At 50.1% G+C, this 21,142-nt stretch carries 15 protein-coding genes and 1 pseudogene; 12 read left to right on the plus strand and 4 right to left on the minus strand.

Annotated elements, in window-relative coordinates; translation table 11 throughout:
• Positions 1-203: 203 nt before the first annotated feature.
• Both ACSF8W_RS05280 and elyC read right to left on the minus strand, forming a co-directional pair.
• Positions 204-1,592 carry an L-cystine transporter gene (locus ACSF8W_RS05280; RefSeq protein ID WP_500845674.1) on the minus strand — a complete coding sequence of 463 codons (1,389 nt, stop codon included), beginning with the start codon at positions 1,590-1,592 and terminating at the stop codon, positions 204-206.
• Positions 1,593-1,986: 394 nt separating this feature from the next.
• Positions 1,987-2,769, minus strand: a complete 783-nt coding sequence (elyC, locus tag ACSF8W_RS05285; RefSeq protein ID WP_500845676.1) for an envelope biogenesis factor ElyC — start codon at positions 2,767-2,769, stop codon at positions 1,987-1,989.
• A gap of 120 nt (positions 2,770-2,889) precedes the next feature.
• Between elyC and cmoM the strand changes: the two genes are divergently transcribed.
• The 10 genes from cmoM to torA all read left to right on the plus strand — a co-directional run bounded on the left by cmoM (position 2,890) and on the right by torA (position 16,864).
• Complete coding sequence (gene cmoM / locus ACSF8W_RS05290; RefSeq protein WP_500845678.1) at positions 2,890-3,711, plus strand: tRNA uridine 5-oxyacetic acid(34) methyltransferase CmoM; 822 nt, start codon at positions 2,890-2,892, stop codon at positions 3,709-3,711.
• Positions 3,708-5,030, plus strand: a complete 1,323-nt coding sequence (mukF, locus tag ACSF8W_RS05295; protein ID WP_500845680.1) for a chromosome partition protein MukF — start codon at positions 3,708-3,710, stop codon at positions 5,028-5,030. The genes cmoM and mukF overlap by 4 nt, the downstream gene beginning before the upstream one ends.
• Complete coding sequence (gene mukE, locus ACSF8W_RS05300) at positions 5,011-5,760, plus strand: chromosome partition protein MukE (protein WP_428476395.1); 750 nt, start codon at positions 5,011-5,013, stop codon at positions 5,758-5,760. Before mukF ends, mukE begins: the two co-directional genes overlap by 20 nt.
• A complete protein-coding gene (gene mukB / locus ACSF8W_RS05305) occupies positions 5,760-10,223 on the plus strand; it encodes a chromosome partition protein MukB (RefSeq protein ID WP_500845681.1) in 4,464 nt (1,487 codons plus the stop codon). The genes mukE and mukB overlap by 1 nt, the downstream gene beginning before the upstream one ends.
• Positions 10,224-10,419: 196 nt before the next feature.
• On the plus strand, positions 10,420-10,545 hold the full coding sequence (locus ACSF8W_RS05310; protein ID WP_428476393.1) for a hypothetical protein: 126 nt from the start codon (positions 10,420-10,422) through the stop codon (positions 10,543-10,545).
• Entirely contained in the window at positions 10,542-11,537 is a 996-nt protein-coding gene (locus tag ACSF8W_RS05315; protein WP_500845682.1) for a hypothetical protein, read from the plus strand. The genes ACSF8W_RS05310 and ACSF8W_RS05315 overlap by 4 nt, the downstream gene beginning before the upstream one ends.
• Positions 11,538-11,938: 401 nt before the next feature.
• On the plus strand, positions 11,939-12,730 hold the full coding sequence (locus tag ACSF8W_RS05320; protein ID WP_500845683.1) for a tetratricopeptide repeat protein: 792 nt from the start codon (positions 11,939-11,941) through the stop codon (positions 12,728-12,730).
• 203 nt (positions 12,731-12,933) lie between these two features.
• Complete coding sequence (locus tag ACSF8W_RS05325; RefSeq protein ID WP_500845685.1) at positions 12,934-13,116, plus strand: periplasmic nitrate reductase, NapE protein; 183 nt, start codon at positions 12,934-12,936, stop codon at positions 13,114-13,116.
• Between the two features lie 53 nt (positions 13,117-13,169).
• Positions 13,170-14,354, plus strand: a complete 1,185-nt coding sequence (torC, locus tag ACSF8W_RS05330) for a pentaheme c-type cytochrome TorC (RefSeq protein ID WP_500845687.1) — start codon at positions 13,170-13,172, stop codon at positions 14,352-14,354.
• Positions 14,355-14,377: 23 nt separating this feature from the next.
• The gene (gene torA / locus ACSF8W_RS05335) at positions 14,378-16,864 is read left to right on the plus strand and encodes a trimethylamine-N-oxide reductase TorA (RefSeq protein ID WP_500845689.1); all 2,487 of its coding nucleotides are present in this window, start codon (positions 14,378-14,380) and stop codon (positions 16,862-16,864) included.
• 161 nt (positions 16,865-17,025) lie between these two features.
• Here the strand turns inward: torA and ACSF8W_RS05340 are convergent, their stop codons facing one another.
• Positions 17,026-17,787 carry a THxN family PEP-CTERM protein gene (locus ACSF8W_RS05340; protein ID WP_500845691.1) on the minus strand — a complete coding sequence of 254 codons (762 nt, stop codon included), beginning with the start codon at positions 17,785-17,787 and terminating at the stop codon, positions 17,026-17,028.
• A gap of 322 nt (positions 17,788-18,109) precedes the next feature.
• On the opposite strand from ACSF8W_RS05340, the gene ACSF8W_RS05345 reads away from it, so the two are divergent.
• Together ACSF8W_RS05345 and ACSF8W_RS05350 are read left to right on the plus strand one after the other, a co-directional pair.
• Complete coding sequence (locus ACSF8W_RS05345) at positions 18,110-18,562, plus strand: globin domain-containing protein (RefSeq protein ID WP_500845693.1); 453 nt, start codon at positions 18,110-18,112, stop codon at positions 18,560-18,562.
• A gap of 202 nt (positions 18,563-18,764) precedes the next feature.
• Positions 18,765-19,517: pseudogene (locus tag ACSF8W_RS05350) on the plus strand (TSUP family transporter); the annotation flags it as partial.
• A gap of 221 nt (positions 19,518-19,738) precedes the next feature.
• Here the strand turns inward: ACSF8W_RS05350 and ACSF8W_RS05355 are convergent.
• Positions 19,739-21,043: an anaerobic C4-dicarboxylate transporter gene (locus tag ACSF8W_RS05355; protein ID WP_500845694.1), complete on the minus strand. Its 1,305-nt coding sequence runs from the start codon at positions 21,041-21,043 to the stop codon at positions 19,739-19,741.
• Positions 21,044-21,142 lie beyond the last annotated feature (99 nt).

Below are 21,142 nucleotides of genomic sequence, written 5' to 3' on the forward strand. Positions count from 1 at the left end.
AAAGCCCGACTGAATAATGTGTGACTGGTATATTCATGTGGCGTTCATATTCCCCCATTAGAACAAATTTGCGCGGCATAAGGCTGCCATGCGAAAGGGATAGGAAGAGATAAAGAGGGAGCAACGTGATTGAAACAGAATAAAAAAGCCACCCGACGGTGGCTTTGATAAATCGAAAGGAAAGGGGTGTTTTCGTTGCCGTGTTAGCTTTTTGCTGTCGACGGTGTCACATCGTTATCAGTATCAAACAGAGTGTTATCGGCTTGGCCCAGCAGGCGAGCGGTGATCGTGCCTGCTGTCATAGACCCGCTAACATTGATCGCGGTACGGCCCATATCAATCAGTGGTTCAATGGAAATCAACAAGCCCGCCAATGCTACCGGCATATCCAGCGCCGACAAGACAATCAGTGCCGCAAACGTTGCGCCGCCACCCACACCGGCAATCCCGAAGGAGCTCACCGTCACCACCGCAATCAGCGTCAGCATAAAGCTTGGGTCAAGCGGATTAATGCCAATCGTAGGGGCAATCATGACTGCCAGCATTGCAGGGTACAGACCGGCACAGCCGTTTTGGCCCATGGTCGCACCGAAAGAGGCAGAGAAGTTCGCGACCGCATCACCGTTACCGAGTTTCTGAACTTGCGTATCTACGTTCAGTGGAATCGTCCCCGCGCTTGAGCGAGAGGTGAAGGCAAAGGTCAGCACCGGCAAGATTTTCTTCAGGTATTTCACCGGATTTACGCCGACCAGAGAAACCAAGACTAAGTGCATCAGCAAAATCAGCCCCAGCCCGACATACGAAGCCATCACGAAGCTGATCAGGCTAAGAATATCGTCATAGTTAGAGCCCGCGACCACTTTGGTCATCAGTGCTAACACCCCGTACGGTGTCAGGCTCAGTACCATACGCACTAATGTGCGTACCACTTCCTGCGAGACATTGACGAACTTTTCAAAGCTTTCACCCAGTTCTGGCTGAGTACGGATCACGGTTAACCCCGCGACACCGACAAAGGCAGAGAAAATCACCACCGCGATGGTAGAGGTTGGGCGGCTGCCTGCCAAATCGGCGAACGGGTTGCCAGGGAAGAATGAGGTGATCATGTCAGCAAAGGACAGCGCGTGGACAGTGTGCAAGCTGGTTTCCAGTGCTTCGCCACGTGCAATCTCACGGGCGCCCTGCACAATCCCTTCTGCGGATAAGCCGAACAGGTTGCTGACCATGATACCGATCAAGGCCGAGACGGCTGTGGTCGCCAGCAAAATGCCGATGCTCAAGCCAGAGATTTTCCCCAGAGAGCCCGAGTCTTTCACTTTGATGATGGCACCAATGATGGACACCATGATCAACGGCATGATGATCATTTTCAGTAAGCTGACATACCCAGCGCCCACAATGTTAACGTACTCCAGCGTATCGCTGATCACCGCATTGCCGCCACCGTAAACCAGTTGCAGCGCGCCACCAAACAGCACACCTAAACCTAGGCTGGTGAACACGCGTTTTGATAGCGTGTGCTCGGCTTTCTGTTGTCGATAAAGTAGGGCAATAAGGAGGGCGAAGATCGCCATATTGATAATCTGGAGCATGACACATTTCCTAACGTTGTTATAAATCAGCGCATCCATGTACTGACTTATCAATCACTAATTGCGCTCAATAGTATGATGTGGATCTCAAAACAGGAACGGTTTTTTATTACTTTTGATATATGAAAAAGGCACAAAATAAATCGTTTTGGAATAAGGGTGGATTATTGTTCGATCTTGGCGTCTGATTTGCTCGGGTTGATTAAATGTTGTGCGCTGCTTGCTGGGTGAGGTCATCGGGGTGTCAGACGGCACTGCCTGAGAGTAAGGCGAGAAAGGCAGACAAGAGAAATAAGCAGGCAGAAATAAACAAGCCGCCAACCCAGAGGCGGGGTCAGCGGCTTATTAATACAGGTGAAGACTTGTTGATATGGGACGTGATGGCAGGGCGTCGTTACGCTTGTTCAGCCACCTGTTCGTTTAAATGATGACGGAGTGTACGCCACCAACGTCCCATGGTTTCATGCCAGTAACGTTCGGTTTGTTCCAGATAACTCGCTTGAGGCTGGTAACGATCCCAAGGTTGCTTGATTTTGTTACTGGCCAAGAAGTTGGTCGGCGCCGCGGTCGGGTTTAAGCCCACATCGTGGAATTCCGCCATCGCTCGGGTCATATGACTTGCCGAGGTCACGAGCACCAACTTGCTGTCACCCACCACGGATTTGGCCTGAAACGCCTCTTCCCAGGTGTCTTTGGCGGTTTCAAGCAACAAAATGTCATTCTTGTTCACGCCTAAAGCCAGTGCCACTTTCGCCATCATACGCGCTTGGCTGGTGGCAGAACCGCCTCCGTACCCTGATAGGATCAATTTTGACCCCGGGAACAAACGGTGAATACGAATCCCTTCGTTCAATCGCATGAGCGAGGTGCGTGAAAGTTGCGATGTCATAGGCATCGCGGTGTCAATCACATGGCCACTGCCCAGTACCATCACGTATTCCACGGCTTTGCCCGCAGGCACGTACGGTGGAAACGCTTTTTCCAGTGGTCGCAACAAACTGGTTGCGATCGGTTGGAAAGACATCAGGAAAATGCCAAGAAACGCAAAGCTGATAAAGGCCGAAGCCAGCCCTTTTCGGCGGGTAAACCAGAGTAGGAGTAAACCAATAACCCCGAGAATCAGCATCGCGGGCAAAGGCATTAAAAAAGCAGAGACAATTTTTTTGAGTTCAAACATGCAATGTCGTCCGAAAAATCAGCAGTTGAGCTTGAAAAAGCACCACAAGCCTTTATTCCTCTATCGCTTGTGAGAAAATAAGCCATATTTTTAGAACCACTATCATAACGTAAAGCCGACGTGATCAAAGATCGAAATTTTGACGATTTAGCGCAAAAATTTGCAAAAAATATTTACGGGACCGGCAAAGGCCAAATTAGGCAAACGGTGGTCTGGCAAGATTTGGCGCAAATTTTAGCCCTATTAGAAAACAATGAGCCGCTGCAAGTCTTAGACGCAGGCGGTGGGGTAGGCCAGCTCTCACAAAAAATTGCTGAACTCGGGCATCACGTCACGTTATGTGATCTCTCCAGTGAAATGCTCAAACTGGCCGAGCAGGACATTGCAAAGAACGGATTGCTGGATCAGTATCGACTGGTTCACAGTGCGGTGCAGGACATCGATCAACACCTGGATGCCCCGGTGGATTTGATTTTGTTCCATGCCGTGATGGAGTGGCTGGCGGATCCGAGAGAAGCCTTAGATTGCCTGCTACAGCAAGTGAAGCCAGGCGGCGCCATTTCCGTGATGTTCTACAACTATAACGGGTTACTGTTTAAAAACTTAATCTGCGGCAATTTAACCCACATTGAAGAAGGGATGCCGCACCGTAAGCGTTTTAAATTACAACCACAGAAAGGCATTAAGCCGGATGACGTGTATAGTTGGCTCACCGAAGCGGGATTCACCATTTTGGGGAAAACCGGCGTGAGAACCTTCCATGACTACATGCAAACCGTCAGGGTGGGTGACTACAGTTTTGAACAGGTTTTGGCGATGGAGCAACAACTCTGCCGTCAGGAGCCTTTTTTGTCTTTAGGGCGATATATCCATGTCTATGCGCAACGGCCATTAGACGGCACTGAAGACGACGCGCATACAAGCAATAAGGACAACGGATGAGTGACGTAACCCAGACCGTTCCTGAGTTGGTTAATTGGGTTAAGCAGCATGAATTTGAGCTTAACCTGCCAACTGAACGGCTGGCGTTCCTGTTGGCGATCGCGGTATTAAGCAGCGATCGTTTCGATGAAGAATTAGGGGAAGGTGAACTGGTTGATGCATTTCGTATTGTCAGCGACATGTTTGGCCAGTCAAAAGAAACCGTGGCCTTCCGTGCCAACAACGCCATAAATGAGTTGGTTCGCCAACGTTTGATTTCCCGCTTTACCAGTGAAGTGACAGACGGTGCCAGTATTTACCGTTTAAGCCCACTGGCGTTGGGGATCACAGACTATTATGCCCGCCATCGTGAGTATTCCACACTGAAATTGTCTATTCAGTTGGCGATGGTGGCAGACGAAATTAACAAAGCCGCGACCGCTGCCCAAGAGGGCGGTGACGAGAAACACTGGCGACAGAACGTGCATGCTGTGTTGAAGTATTCCGTTGCGGAAATCTTTGACCGTATTGACTTGAACCAGCGCACCATGGATGAACAGCAGCAGCAGGTGAAAAAAGACATTGCTGAATTGCTGAATCAAGACTGGCGTGCGGCGATTTCGAGCTGTGAAGTGCTGCTGAATGAAACCTCCAGCACATTGCGCGAGTTGCAAGACACGTTGCAAGCGGCCGGTGACCAATTACAGACCCAGTTGCTGATTATTCAAGAAGAAGTGCAGGGCGAGCCTGAACTGGACTTTGTCGATGCCATGATTTTCAACTTGCAAGCCAAGTTGGATCGCATCATCAACTGGGGTCAGCAAGCGATTGATTTGTGGATTGGCTATGACCGCCACGTACACAAATTCATTCGTACCGCGATCGATATGGATAAAAACCGGGCCTTTAGCCAGCGTTTACGCCAGTCGGTACAGGATTATTTTGATGCCCCTTGGGTGTTGACCTATGCCGATGCCGACCGCCTGTTGGACATGCGTGATGAAGCCTTAGTGCTGCGTGACGATGAAGTGACCGGCATGGTGCCAGAAGCGGTGGAGTTTGAAGAGCTGGAGCTGGTGACCGATCAGCTGGCCGATCAAGTGGCGGCGATGTTGCAAGCGCACAAAGAAACCGGTGCGGCAATTAACTTGAGTGTGCTGCTCAAAGACTATTTGGCTCAGCATTCCCATGCCCAGCATTTTGATTTGGCGCGCCTGGTGATTGATCAGGCAGTAAGATTGGGCTATGCCGAGTCCGATTTCAACGCCATCCAGCCTGACTGGGAAGCAATTAATGACTATGGAGCCAAGGTACAAGCGAATGTCATTGACAAATATTGAAGAATTTATGCCTGAGAAGTTGGCCAAGGCGATTGCCAACCCACTTTTCCCGGCACTGGATAATGCCCTTCGTTCTGGTCGTCATGTTTCCAGCGAAGATTTAGATAACCATGCCCTGCTGATTGAATTTGAGCAGGAATTGGCGATGTTCTACAAGCGTTATAACGCGGAACTGGTGCGTGCACCGGAAGGCTTTTTCTACCTGCGTCCGCGTTCAACCTCGCTGATCAGCCGTTCGGTATTGGCCGAACTCGACATGCTGGTGGGTAAGGTACTGTGTTTCCTTTACCTGAGCCCAGAGCGTTTGGCGCATGAAGGCATCTTTACTAACCAAGAGATGTTTGAAGAGCTGATGACACTGGCGGATGAGAAGAAACTGATGAAGCTGGTAACGAACCGCGCATCAGGGTCGGATCTGGACCGTGAAAAGCTGTATGACAAAGTCAAAACCTCACTGCGCCGTTTGCGCCGTTTGGGCATGATTATTCCGATTGGCGAAAGCGGTAAATTCCGTATCAGCGAATCAGTATTCCGTTTTGGTGCCGATGTGCGCGCCGGGGACGATATGCGTGAAGCGCAGATCCGCTTGATCCGTGATGGTGAAGCGGTGGTGGTGCATCAACAAGCCCCAAGTCAGTCGAGCCTGCTGGATGAGCATGACGACAACGACGACGCAGAACACGATGTCGATCATGACCAAGACCACGCCGATCAGGAGGGCAATGCCTAATGGAACGCGGTAAGTATCAATCGTTGACCATGGTCAACTGGAACGGCTTTTTTGCCCGTACCTTTGACATCGATAACTTGGTCACCACCCTGTCTGGGGGTAACGGTGCCGGTAAATCGACCACCATGGCGGCCTTCATTACCTCACTGATCCCCGATCAGAGCCTGTTGCACTTCCGTAACACCACGGAAGCAGGCAGCTCAAATGCCTCACGCGACAAAGGTCTGCACGGTAAGTTGAAGCCGGGTGCCTGTTACTCGGCACTGGACGTGGTGAACTCACGTAACCAGCGCATTATCTTTGCGGTACGTCTACAGCAAGTGGCGGGCCGAGATAAGAAAGTCGATATCAAGCCATTCATTATTCAGGGTCTGCCGTCACACGTGAAACCGACCGATGTGTTGGTGGAAACCCTGTCGGACAATCAGGCGCGTGTGCGTCAGATCAACGAAGTGAAAGACGTGGTGACCGCTGAGCACGAAGGCGTGATTTTCAAAACCTTCAACTCCGTGACGGATTACCACGCGCAGATGTTTGAATTTGGCGTATTGCCGAAGAAACTGCGTAACAGCACGGACCGTTCAAAATTCTACCGTTTGATTGAAGCCTCGCTGTACGGCGGTATCTCCAGTGCCATTACTCGCTCGCTGCGCGACTACTTGTTGCCACACAACAGCGGCGTGAAGAAAGCCTTCCAAGATATGGAAGCGGCGTTGCGTGAAAACCGCATGACGCTGGAAGCGATCAAACTGACGCAAAGTGACCGTGATCTGTTCAAACACCTGATCACCGAAGCGACCAATTACGTGGCCGCCGACTACATGCGTCATGCCAACGAACGCCGCAACAAGCTGGAGCAAACACTGAGCTTGCGCGGTGAGCTGATGGGTTCACGTAAAACGTTGGACGATCAGCAAACGGCAATGATCAATATGACCGCTGAGCTGGATGAACTGACAGACCGTGAAGGCGCGTTAGAGCAAGATCATCAAGCCGCGTCAGATCACCTGCAGCTCGTACAAACCGCAGTGCGTCAGCAAGAGAAGATCGAACGTTACCGTGAAGATCTGGAAGAGCTGACCGAGCGTTTGGAAGAGCAGGTCATGGTCGTGGAAGAAGCGGCTGAACAGCTGGCCATGGCTGAAGAACAAGCGTTGTTGACCGAAGAAGAAGTCGACAGCCTAAAAACCCAGCTTGCAGATTATCAACAAGCGTTGGACATGCAGCAAACCCGTGCGCTGCAATACCAGCAAGCCGTACAGGCGTTGGAAAAAGCCCGTGACTTGTCTGGCGATCACCAGTTGTTGGCCGATAAAGCCGTGCCTTACCTGGCGCAACTGAAGCAAGAGCAAGACACGCAAACCACCGCGTTGTTGGCATTGAAGCACAAGCTGGACATGTCATCTGCCGCGGCGCAGCAGTTTGAGAAAGGCTTGCAGCTGGTGACGACCATTGCCGGTGTGGTGGCACGTGGCGAAGCGGGTGCAAAAGCCCGTGAACTGATCAGCCATGCCCGTCAATTGACCACGGTGACTGAGCGCAGCGAGCAGCTTAAAGCGCAATACCGCGACCTTGAGCGTGCGGTACGTAATCAGCGTCAAGCAACAGAATTGGCAGAAACGTACGCCAAGCGTTTTGCGGTGACTGTGGATAGCGAGTTAACGTTAGCTGAAGAACAAGCCCGTCACGAAGCGACATTGGAAGCGTTAGAGCAAGACCAAGCGATTTTGGTTGAGCAACGAAATGAATACCGTCGCCAAGAGCAGCAGTGCAATGCGCAGATCAGCACATTGGAAGCCGCAGCCCCGGCGTGGATTGCGGCCTCTGATGCACTGGAAAAACTGGCTGAGCAGTCGGAGTCTGAACTGTATGACAGTCAGGCGGTCATGGACGCGATGCAGCACACGCTCGACAAAGAGCGCGAGGTGTCAGCAAAACGTGATCAGTTAGCGACCCGTAAAACCGAGTTGGAGCAGGCGATTGAACGTCTGGCCCAGCCGGGCGGTAGCGATGACTCACGTCTGCGTGCCTTGGCCGATACCTTGGGCGGTTGCTTGCTGTCTGAGATCTATGACGACATCACGTTGGCCGATGCGCCTTACTTCAGTGCGATGTACGGTCCGTCACGTCACGCGATCGTGGTGCCGGATCTGAAAGGCATTAAAGACAAGTTAGTGGCGTTGGAAGACTGTCCGGACGATTTGTACATCATCGAAGGTGATGCCGACTCGTTTGATGACAGCGGTTTCGATGTCGATGAAATGGACGGCGCGGTGTGTGTACACCTGAATGACCGTCAGTTGCGTTACTCGCGTTTCCCGAAAGTACCACTATTTGGCCGTGCGGCACGTGAACAGCGTCTTGAGCAACTACGTGCCGAGCGTGAGCAGTTAATTGAAGATCACGCGAAAGCCGCGTTTGATTCACAAAAATTGCAGCGTTTGTACCAGAGCTTCAACAGCTTTGTTGCCACGCACATGGCCGTTGCGTTCAATGACGATCCTGAAGCCGCATTGAAAGTGGTACGTGATAAGCGTAACCACGTGACACGCCAGCTAGCAGAATCGGAAGCCACTGAACAGCAACAACGCAGCCAGTTGACCGCCGCCCGTGAAGGTCTGACCTTATTGGGCAAGATCAACCCGTTGGTGAACCTGCTGGAAGACGACACGCTACACGCGCGTTTTGAAGAGATCGAACAGCAATTGTCACAACTGGATGACGCCGCCAACTACCTTGACCGTCACGGTAGAGCCATTGCTGAGCTAGAAACGTTGGTCACTGCGTTGGATGCCGATCCGGAGCAATTTGATGCACTACAAGCGAGCTACGTGCAAGCGGATCAGATCCTACAAGCGCTAAAGACAAAGATCTTCGCTGTGGCGGATTTGGTCGAGCGTCGTCATCACTTCAGCTACGCCGATTCTATCGACATGCTGAACAAGAGCTCAGAGCTAAACGAGCAGCTGAAAAACAAGCTGGCGTCGGCTGAGCGTGAGCGTACCCGTTGCCGTGATGCGTTGAAGCAGAACCGAGCACAAGCGAACCAGTACAACCAGTTGATGGCGTCACTGAAAAGCTCACACCAAGCGAAGCTGGAAACCGTTCAGGAATTTGAACGTGAACTGCAAGAGTTGGGTGTACGTGCGGATGTGGAAGCCGAAGAACGTGCGCGTCTGCGCCGTGACGAGCTGAATGAACGTCTGCACAGTTCACGTACCCGTCGTAGCCAGCTAGAAAAAACCATTACCTCGGTTGAGCTGGAAATGAAGGGCTTGATCAAGCGTCTGCGTAAAGTGGGCAAAGAGTATCAAGACATCCGTAAACTGGTCGTGAACGCGAAAGCGGGCTGGTGTGCGGTATTGCGTTTGGCACGTGAAAGTGATGTTGAGCGCCGCCTGCACCGCCGTGAAATGGCGTACATGACCGCCGATGAACTGCGTTCATTGTCAGATAAATCCTTGGGTGCGTTGCGCTTGGCAGTGGCAGACAATGAAAACTTGCGTGATGCCCTGCGTGCGTCAGAAGACGTGTCGCGTCCAGAACGCAAAGTCTTGTTCTACATAGCCGTTTATCAGCACCTGCGTGAGCGTATCCGTCACGACATCATTCGTACCGACGATCCGGTTGAGGCGATTGAAGAGATGGAAGTGGAACTGGCGCGTCTGAGCGAAGAGCTGACCGCCCGTGAGCAACGTTTGGCAATCAGTTCTGATTCGGTCGCGAACATCATTCGCAAGACCATTCAGCGTGAGCAGAACCGTATTCGCTTGTTGAACCAAGGCCTGCAAAACATCGGCTTTGGTCAGGTGAAAGGTGTGCGTCTGAATGTGAAAGTGCGCGAAACGCATGAATCTCTGTTGCACGGCTTGGCTGAGCAGCAAGATCAGCATCAGGATCTGTTCGGTAACCAGCGTCTGTCGTTCTCTGAAGCGATGGCGAAACTGTTCCAACGTCTGAATCCGCACATTGATGTGGGTCAGCGTTCACCGCAAATCTTGGGTGAAGAACTGCTGGATTACCGTAACTACCTTGAGCTGAGCATTGAGGTTAACCGTGGTACGGATGGCTGGCTACAAGCCGAGTCAGGCGCGTTGTCGACCGGTGAAGCGATCGGTACCGGTCAGGCGATCCTACTGATGGTGGTACAGAGCTGGGAAGAAGAATCGCGTCGCTTACGTGGCAAAGACATTATTCCATGTCGTCTGTTGTTCCTCGATGAGGCCGCACGTCTGGATGGTAAGTCTATCGCGACCCTGTTTGAGTTGTGTGAGCGTCTGGATATGCAGTTATTGATTGCCGCGCCAGAGAACATCAGCCCAGAGAAGGGCACGACGTACAAACTGGTGCGTAAGATCTTTAAAGATCGCGAACACGTTCACGTTGTGGGTCTGCGTGGTTTTGGGCAAGAGCAGAAACCGCAATTAAACATCCCTGCGATGCTGGAAGTGGATCCGGTATAGCGGATCGCCCGCAAGAGCTGAACATCAAAAGCCGATCATCATGATCGGCTTTTTTGTGCGTGTAATTTCGTCTTGATCGTAAGATCTTTTTCTCATTACTTAATTAGTACTCGGATAAATTTTTTGCCCTGTCATTCCTGCCTAAAATGTTAACTGTCAGATTCGGCCATCTGCCAACATGAAGGGAAATGAGGTTATGTCATCAGGAGTGACCCTCACTTTCATTCATCGCGGTACACAAGAACATAACCAAACACTCGGCGGCCAGCAGATTGGTTTGGTACAGGCCAGTTTATTTATTGTCGTAGGGGTGATGACATGAAAAAAATAGTATTACCAGTGCTCGCCACGCTGATCATGGCGGGGTGTAGTGACTCAGATGATGTTGCAGCGTTGACGAACGAGGCCACGCCAAACCAAGACGCGGGCACCGTGCCTGTGTCGGTGGATGTGGCCACACCACCGGAAGAAGTGCCAAACGGGGCGGATGAGCTGCAAGCCTGTGTGGCGATTGATGCGGTCTCGATTACCGATTTGGCTGGCACCATTGTGGAGTGGACCACCAAGAGCATGGCGGATCCTTATGCGGTTAACTCGACCCAATGTATTCCTGCGGATTCCGAGATCCCTGTCGATAACGATGGGTATCCGAAATTCATCGTGATTGATTTATACGATATCGCTGGGGTGGATTTGGTCAACTTGATCGCTGAGCAGTTGGTGCCCGTTGGGGAGTACACCACCATGGCGATGTCAGTCTTGCAAGGGAGCTACGGGGACTTCTTGAATACACCGTATTCATACGTGGGTAATCCGATAGATAACCTCAAAATGGACATCGTGGACGATCTGAAATTTGAAGGACTGAACATCAACATTGATGCGCCTACCACGTTTACCATGTCGTTTGATCTGCGCAGCATGATCCAATTGGTGGAGCAAGCCTATCAACTGAAAAGTGAAGGGTTTCGTGTGGTGGACAACCTGACGGTTGGTAAGCTATTTGGGGACATTGATGTGAGCGCGTGTGTGACCTCTGCCAAAGATGCTTATGTGTATTTGTATGAGTCAGACACGGAAGAGTACGGCGATTTAGGCTCGGATCATGCGCCACTGCAAACCGCCAAAGTGGGGGAAGACAATACGTACTCGATGGATTATGTCCCAGAAGGCAAATACGACATTGTCTTGGTGTGTGATGCCTTGTTGGATCTCCCCAATGAAATTGACTTAGATATCGATCTCGATGGCACCGCCTCGAAGTACCAAGATCAAGATATCGAAGCGGGTGAAGATCACTACAGGAATTTGTAAACCGAGCGGGGGGGAAGATCGCGTATCTGCACTCTCGACATTATCAGCAAGCGGCCAAGCCTGACATCCGGCTTGGCCGTTGTTTTATGTCCGTCTGTATCGGTTAAGTGATGAGGGAGTTGTAAAACAAAGCCCGCGCGTCATGAATATTATTAACGTTATTATCAGTAATCGTTCAGGCGATCCTGTTATGCTTGTCCGCTAACGTGAGATCTATCTCTCATTTTTCTTCATTTTGCCTTATTTTTTTATTCCTCTTAAGCAACTGACACGCAAGCTAATCCGCTTATCTTCGCCCAAATTCGTGGAAAAAACGCACTTTGCAATGGTTGTTTTTTAACCACGCATTCTTTACATTGCCAACCCATACAGTGATCGTGCAATGATAGAGAACCCCCGATATGCCAACAACAATGACCCTAAAAAACGTGCTATGTGGTGCCATGTTTGGCGTAATGGCGTGCAGCGCGACATTCGCCAATGCCTCAGTTACGACGTCACCGGAACATCACCTGTTATCGACCTTGAACTATGTGGAGTTAGAGGCGGCGCAAGGGGATAAAAACATGCAGTTGTTTTTGGGACGCGCCTATCTGGAAGGGTCTAATGGCCTGAAAGCCGATCCACTGAAAGGCATGTACTGGCTCGAAAAAGCCGCCGTTGATATGCCTGAAGTCAAAACCATGATTGGCGATCTCTTCAAAGCGGGGCAAGTGCTGCCACGTGATAATACCCAGGCATTGCATTGGTACACCGAAGCGGCCAATGACGGTGAAGTGGGCGCGATGGTGGAGTTGGGGATGTATTATGCCTCGGGGGCGAGCAACAGTGGGTCCGTGGATTGCGCTAATGCCATTAAGTGGTTCAATGAAGCCTCTAACAGTGGTTCATTAGAATCCAAGCGTAACTTGGTATGGTTATACGCAACGTGTAATGATGCACAAATGCGTGATGGTCATCGTGCTCTGAAGCTCGCTAAGCAGGTATTGAGCCGCAGTGGTACTGGTGATGCAGGGGATTATGATAATCTGGCGGCAGCGTATGCGGCACTGGGTGATTTTAATCAAGCCATGAACGCACAACAGACCGCAATTAAAAAGTTGGACGATCAAAACTCTGAACGTTACGCCAATTTTGTTCAGCGACTGAAGTTGTATCAACAGCATCAGACGCTGTATAGCGCAGCATTGTAAATAGCACTATATTGTTTAAAAAGGATGCCTGAGTGCATCCTTTTTTTGTGCCTGATGATGTGACGATTATCGCCTTATTGATCTTCCTTTTCTGCTTCATCGGACAATTCTCAATCCCCTTTATATCCTTAACTATACTTAGCTCAGTAGCCCATTGATGACGGGTCTTGGCCTGCATTAATGGAGGGCATAAGAAAAAAAGGATGTCAGCAATGAATACGCCAGCACAAGTCAGTGACAAAGAAAAGGCCAAGTATGAATGGCGCTCTTTTCTCTTCATTACCATCTTCCTCTTTCCAATCCTTTCGATTGCCATTGTGAGTGGCTACGGCTTCTTTATATGGGCGATGCAGGTCTTTTTCTGGGGGCCGCCAGGCCATGGTTAGCGGACGCTGACCGTCGCACGTAATAATGGCCAACAAGGAAACAGGATACGACTATGATGAATATTTTGAAAAAACTGTGGGCGACCTTTTGGCGTCCGGCAGTGCACATCAGTTTAGGGGTATTAACCCTCGGCGGGTTTATTGCAGGGGTGATTTTCTGGGGGGGATTCAATACAGCGCTGGAAATGACCAACACCGAAAAATTCTGTATTGGTTGTCATGAAATGCGTGACAACGTGTATGAAGAGTTACAACAGACCGTGCATTGGTCTAACCATTCCGGGGTGAGAGCGACCTGTCCTGACTGCCATGTTCCCCATAATTGGACGGATAAAATTGCCCGTAAAATGCAGGCCAGTAAAGAGGTATTTGGGACCATTTTTGGCACCATTGATACCCGTGAAAAGTTTTTGGAAAAACGGGCGGAATTAGCGAATCACGAATGGGCGCGTTTCTCTGCCAATGGGTCGTTGGAATGTAAAAGCTGCCATAACTACGACAGCATGAAGTGGGATGAAATGTCCACGTTAGCACAATCGCAGATGAAACAAGCGGCTGAGCGAGATCAAAGCTGTATTGATTGCCATAAAGGGATCGCGCATGCCTTGCCGGGAGATATGGGGCAAGCGGGCGGCATGGTGCAAGAGTTAGTGCAAAAATCGCACAGCACCTCTTACAGTGAAGGTGACAACTATTACAGTGTGCGTTTCTTACCGATGTATCAAGACGAGGCGATGACCATTGATGGTGGCCAACTTAACCCAGCCTCAGAAGTAAAAGTTGTAGAAGTAAAAGATGACGTCGTGCAAGTGGAGTTGTCTGGTTGGCGTAAAACCAAAGGCTTTGGTCGCGTGATCAATGAAGACTTTGGGTTGAACATTCCAACTGCTGCGTTGAGCAAAGAGGCCGCGCAAAGTGACACGCTGGTGGAAAAATTTGAAGAGAAAGAAGATGAACTGACCGGCTTAGGCTGGCAGCGTGTGACGGTGAAATTGTGGATGCCGAAAGAGTCGTTACTGAGCAATATTGACGATATCTGGGCAGAGACTAAGCCAGCTTACACCACCAACTGTAGTGTGTGTCATACCCAGCCTGCACCTAACCATTTTGATGCCAATACATGGCCGGGGATGTTCAACGGTATGTTGGCGTTCGTGAATCTGGATCGTGATAGTGAAGCCTTGGTATTGAAATACCTGCAGAAACACTCATCGACTTTTTCTAAAGAAAGCCATTAATAAGAAGCGAAGTGAGGTAAGTGATGTCTCTGAGTCGACGTAAATTTTTAAAAGGGCTGGCCACCACCAGTGCGGTATCTGTGATTGGCCCCAGTTTATTAGGATCGGTGGCGAGAGCCGCTGAAGAAGTGACTTCGCCGTATTCGGCGGAGGGGGTATGGAAAGTCACAGGATCCCATTGGGGGGCTTTCCGTGCCAAAATCTATAACGGACAAGTGGCTGAGATTGAGCCACTGCCGAGGGATAAATACCCGACAGAAATGTTAAAAGGCATCAAAGGGATCATCTACAGCCCATCGCGGGTACGTTACCCGATGGTGCGCCTCGACTGGTTGAAGAAGCACAAATACAGCGGTGATACCCGAGGGAATAATCGTTTCATTCGCGTGACATGGGATGAAGCCTTGGATCTGTTTTATAACGAGTTAGAACGCGTCCAGAAAGACTACGGACCGTGGGCGCTCAATGCGGGTATGACGGGCTGGCGACAAACCGGCCAGTTCCAAAGTTGTACTAGCCACATGCAACGTGCGGTTGGGATGCACGGTAATTTCACCACCAAGGTGGGGGATTACTCGACCGGTGCGGGGCAGACTATTTTGCCTTATGTATTGGGGTCGACCGAAGTGTACGCACAAGGCACTTCTTGGCCGTTGATCTTAGAGCACACGGACACCGTGATTTGGTGGGCCAATGATCCGCTGAAAAACACCCAAGTGGGCTGGCAAGCGGAAACCCATGACTCCTACATGTATTACGCGCAATTAAAAGACAAGGTGGCCAAAGGCGAGATCAAAGTGATCTGCGTGGATCCGGTCAAATCGAAAACCCAGAATTACCTGCAGTGTGATCATCAATACGTCAATCCACAAACCGATGTGCCGTTCATGTTGGGCATCGCCCATACCCTGTATACCGAAGAGTTGTACGACAAAAAGTTCATTGATACCTATGCGCTCGGCTTTGAAGAGTTCATGCCGTACGTGTTAGGCAAGTCGAAAGATAAGGTCGAGAAAACGCCGGAATGGGCGGAAAAAATCTGTGGTGTCAAAGCCGATGACATTCGCGCCTTTGCCCGTTTGTTAGCCAAAGGCCGTACCCAGCTGATTTTTGGCTGGGCGGTGCAGCGTCAGCAGCACGGCGAGCAACCGTATTGGATGGGCGCAGTGATCGCGACCATGTTAGGGCAAATTGGCTTACCTGGGGGCGGGATATCTTATTCTCACCACTACAGTGGCGTGGGGATCCCACCAACAGGGGCGGCCGGGCCGGGGGGCTTCCCGCGTAATTTGGATGAGGGCATGACGCCCATCTGGGATAACAATGATTACAAGGGGTACAGTAAAACCATGCCAGTGGCGCGTTGGATTGATGCCATCCTTGAGCCGGGCAAAGAAATTAACTACAACGGTAATAAGGTTATCCTGCCTGATACGAAAATGCTGGTGGTCAGTGGTTGTAACCCGTGGCATCACCAGCAAGATCGCAATCGCATGAAAGTCGCCTTCCAGAAGTTACAAACGGTGGTGACTATTGATTTTGCGTGGACAGCGACCTGTCGCTTCTCGGATATTGTTTTGCCGGCGTGTACCCAATACGAGCGGGATGACATTGATCTTTATGGTGCCTACTCCGGTACCGGTATTTTAGCCATGCATAAACTGGTGGATCCGATGTACCAGTCTCGGACGGATTTCGCCATCTTCACGGATTTCTGCCGTCGTTTTAATCGCAGTAAAGAGTACACCCGTGGCATGGATGAACGGCAGTGGATCCGTTCTCTGTATGACGGTTGTAAAGAAGCCAACAAAGCCAATTTCAAGATGCCGGACTTTGATGCCTTTTGGGCGGATGAAAAAGGGTGGTTTGATTTTGGTGCCGGTAAGAACTACGTCAGTCATGCCAAATTCCGTGAAGATCCGGAGATTAATCCTTTGGGGACGCCTTCTGGCTTCATTGAAATCTATAGCCGTAAAATCGCCAGCTACAAGTATGAACACTGCCAAGGCCATCCGATGTGGTTTGAGAAAGCAGAGCGTTCTCACGGTGGGCCGGGTTCGGAAAAATTCCCGCTGTGGTTACAGTCCTGTCACCCGAACAAGCGTTTGCATTCCCAAATGTGTGAGTCTGATGCGTTTCGGGCGACCTACACGGTGCAAGATCGTGAACCGGTATACATGAATCCAGACGATGCCAAAGCGCGTGGGATTAAAGACGGTGATTTGGTGCGGGTGTTTAACGATCGTGGCCAGCTTTTAGCGGGGGCGGTGGTGTCTGACAATTACCCAACCGGCGTTGTGCGTATTTATGAAGGGGCGTGGTATGGTCCATTAAGCGTGAAAGTCGGTGCGCTCGACACGTATGGTGACCCGAATACATTGACCATGGATATCGGCACCTCGGAACTGGCACAAGCCACCAGTGCCAATACGGTGGTGGTGAATGTCGAGAAATATACCGGAGAAGTGCCGCCTGTGACTTCGTTTGGTGGGCCGATTTACGTGTCGTGATGACTAATTAAAAGGCAAAGGGATGTTTATTGAAAAATAAACATCCCTTTTTGTTGTTGACTAAATATATATACAATAAAAATTACGCATAAAAAAAGGCGGCTAATTAGCCGCCTTGGAAATATACGATGATGTACAGTTTATTATTATTAATGCGTGTGTTATTTCTTATTTTTCAATGATTGACTACGCATACGCCAACCCATTGCTAATAAACCACTTGAAAGCAGTAATGTCGTTGTTGGCTCTGGTACATTGGTTACTTGAGCACGCAATGTCGCTACGTTTGTTTGTGCTTCAATGGTTTCAAAGGAGTCTGCAAACTCGTTCAGTGAGTTCAAGAAGCCTTCAATCGTCACTGTATAATTCGTGCCACCGATATTAAAGAGTTGTGTGTTTACATCGGTTGCGACGGAAATAATATCACCACAGCCATTTACATTTACGCCGGAGCCGTTTGCTTCACCATTGGCACAAGGATCGGCACTATTCGGTGTTTCGTTGTGGATAAAGTCAAAAATGAAATTCACCGCTTGAGCGGGTCCTCCATCAATCGTCATCATTGAATTCAGGGAGAGGCTTGTTGTCAGCAGTGATGGTGCAAAAATGGGGTTGTTAATATGCGTAAATGTACCCAAATCAAACAGTGGGCTGCTACCATCGACGGGCACATTTGTCATGATGTTCCCTGCAGCTAAGAAGTCGTAGCCGCTCTGGACACTAGCGTCTGGTGACCCGACCCCCCAGCGAAGCATCGGATTAGACGTACCATTGTTTGTTGCTGTTGGGTTAGGTGGTCCACCGACAGGCGTTGAGTTAATCCATGAACCAGTGAATGCCGTGAAATCAACAGTCGCTGCGTGTGCTTCTAGTGCAAATAAGCTCAATACCATAGGGGTTAGCAGTGCTGAAACCTTTTTCATTGTGTATCTCCTTTCGTTTCGACGGTGTGAAAATATAATGTCTGTTTGTTTTTGTTGGTAGACGAATAAGATATTGCAACACCTGTGCCAACCTTGTGATTTATTTTTATTTTTATATTTATTAAAGAGTTGCATTTTTAGTCTCTATTCTATTTGTTTCTATGCGCTTTGTTCCACTGTAAGATTTACTGACGTTTATTAATTGGATAATTGACTTAAAGATGAGAATGTTATTATTTTTGAGACTGTGAATGGGTGTGATAAATAATGATCATGGGGTGGTTATACTTTCTGTAAATAAAAAGAGGATAATGCGATTATTATGAATCATGATTCACGCGATATTTCTTCCATTATTCACCGTCCTATTCCTTCTTTTGAGCGGGGAGAGATATTGCTTCAGGAAATGGGCGGGCAACAGGGCATTACCACCTTGGCAAAAGGCTTTTATCACGCGATGGACACCTTACCGGAAGCCAAGCACATTCGTGCGTTATACGATGAAGATACCCATGACGCCCAACATAAGTTGGCCGCTTTTCTTGGGGTGTGGCTGGCGGGGAAACACCATAGCAGTGCGCCTGATTTGAACGGCGAACTACGTGCTTTCGTACCAGAAGATTGGTCCCGCTTGGCGTTTGGCTTGGCAGAAAAACAGGCGTGGCTGGCATGTATGCAAAAGGCCTTGGACGTACAAGGGCTGGATAATTTACTCGTGCGTTATTTGATGGTGCAGTTTTCCTTGCTTGCCGAGACATGCCGTAATCAACCGTGACATGATGCTTAGCCTCATATTGTGCGTTTATTCCGCGCTTGAGCGTATAAACGCTTTTCTACGCATCTTTTTATTTTCATTTTATGTTCTATCCGTATCCTAAGCGCTTTTTGTCGCTATCACTAACGTGACGTTGCTTTATGCCCATCTGTTAACGCAGGGAAGGGCTGAGACCGTTGGTGGGTCTATTGTGGGTATGGGTATGGAATTGTCTTGGGAAATTATAGGATCGCTGTTTCTCGTTGCGAGTGTTGCAGGGTTTATTGATGCCATTGCGGGCGGTGGCGGCATGCTCACCGTACCGGCATTATTGGCCGCAGGGATCCCCCCAGCACAAACACTAGCCACCAACAAACTGCAAAGCACGTTCGGCAGCTTTTCTGCGGCGTTATATTTTGTCCGTAATGGGCTCGTTCAGCTGAAAACGATGCGTATTGCGATTGCGTGTACTTTTGCGGGCTCATTAATGGGAGCGGGTCTGGTACAGGTGATGGACGCCAGCGTATTAACCAACCTTATTCCCGTGTTGCTTTTTGCCATCGCGTTGTACTTCTTGCTTGTGCCGTCAACCACGACGGCGGGCGGTGAGCCAAAATTATCCGAGTGGGGATTTGCCTTAACTGTCGGTATGGGCGTGGGGTTTTATGATGGATTTTTTGGCCCGGGAACCGGTTCGTTGTTTACGGTTTGTTTTGTGCTGATTGCACAGCTGGGGATTGTTGAAGCGACCGCACGGACCAAGGTTTTGAACTTCACGTCTAACTTAGCAGCCTTGTTACTGTTCATTATCGCGGGATTGCCTATTTGGGAGGTCGGTTTGGCGATGGCGGTTGGGGGATTTTTAGGCGCACGGATGGGCGCTAAAGTCGTGGTGACGCGAGGACGTCAATTCATTCGCCCAATGGTGGTGTTGGTGTCGATGACCATGGCCGTCAAGTTGATGCTAGATCAGAACCCACATTGGTTGGATAAGCATTTTTGGGTGAATAATGGTGCGGTGTGGTGGGCTGATCTCGTGAGCTATGTGCAATCGGCATGGGTGTAAAACGGTATAGGCTGAGTGGTAAAAGAGAAAACCATTAGGCACCCGCTTATTCAAACGAGTGCCTATTAGTTATGCTAATTATTTATGCTGCGTTGAGCGTGCTTTGTTGCACTTGATTTACAGTACAAGATTTACAGCACGAGATTGGCAATAACAAAACCAAACGGTACGGCGGCGACAATGCCGATCATGCCCGGTAAGAAGAACGGGTGGTTCACGATATACGAGCCATTCCACTTTTTGCTGAGGAAGGAGCCTGTGTCATCGGTCGCGATAGCAAACGCCGTGGTTGGGTAGATGTTGGTCATGTACAGCGCACTGACGGCCACAAAGCTGGCCAAAATCGTCGCGGGATCCACATTGAGCGAGGCGGCAATTGGTACGAGCAGAGCACTGGTCGCCCCTTGGCTAAACAGCAAGGCTGACGTACCGAAGAACACGACGGCTAGCAGTGCGGGGTACTCGCTGAGCAGATCGCCCGCCAACATTTTAATCTCTGGAATATGCACACCAATAATGGTGGAGCTTAACCAAACGATCCCCAAAATGACCACCAAGCTTTCTGCACCATCGGCGAAGATCGGCGCTTTCTTGATGGACGTCAGTTCCACTTTACAGACCATGGCCGTAACGAAGCCCGTCAGTAACATCACGATGACGATGATATCGCGTGACCCCAACGTATGACCGATCACCGGTTTGAACAGCAGAAGTGTTACGATGAAAACTACGCCCGCCAGGAATAGCCAGACAGAACGTTTGGCCGCCAGTGACGGTTCCTTTTTCTTTTGTTCTTCAGGGGTGAAATTCACCAAGCCTTTCTTTACGCGTTCTTGAAAAATAGGATCATCTTTCAAATCACAGCCTTGGCGGCTGGCAATAAACGATGCGACCACCGTACCAAAAACCGCAGCCGGCATGATGACGCTCAGTGCAGCACCGAACGTGACGCCCATTTGCTCAACCACCACATACATCGCTGCCGTGGCGGCTGAGATAGGGGACGCCGTGATGGCAATTTGTGATGCGACCACGGCTGAACTCAGTGGCTGGCTCGGGCGTACACCGTTTTCTTTCGCCACTTGCTGAATCACGTTCAGCACAGACATGGCGGTGTAGCCGGTACCCGCTAAGGTGGTCAAAATGAACGTGGTGGCCGGCGCCAAAATGTTGATGTGTTTCGGGTGATTACGCAGCATTTTCTCTGCACAGTTCACCATGTAACTCATGCCGCCCGCCTGTTGCATCACAGAGAGCGCCAAGATCACCGACATAATGATCAGGATAACCGACACGGGAATATCGCCCGGTGGCAGGCCAAGTACAAACACGGCGATGGCCATGCCAAGACCGCCTGCCAGACCTACCCCGATCCCGCCCAGTCGGGCAGCCAGGACAATGGCGCCAAGCAATAAACACGTTTCCAGTAAAATCATGGTTTCTCTCCTTGCCATTTTCCTTTCCGGGATCTGGCTTTTTTATCGTTCAAATACAAAGTCGTGGAATAGGGTCGAAGGCTGGCCGCACCGTGTGTT

The sequence above is a fragment of the Photobacterium sp. 270122K genome (assembly GCF_059941365.1).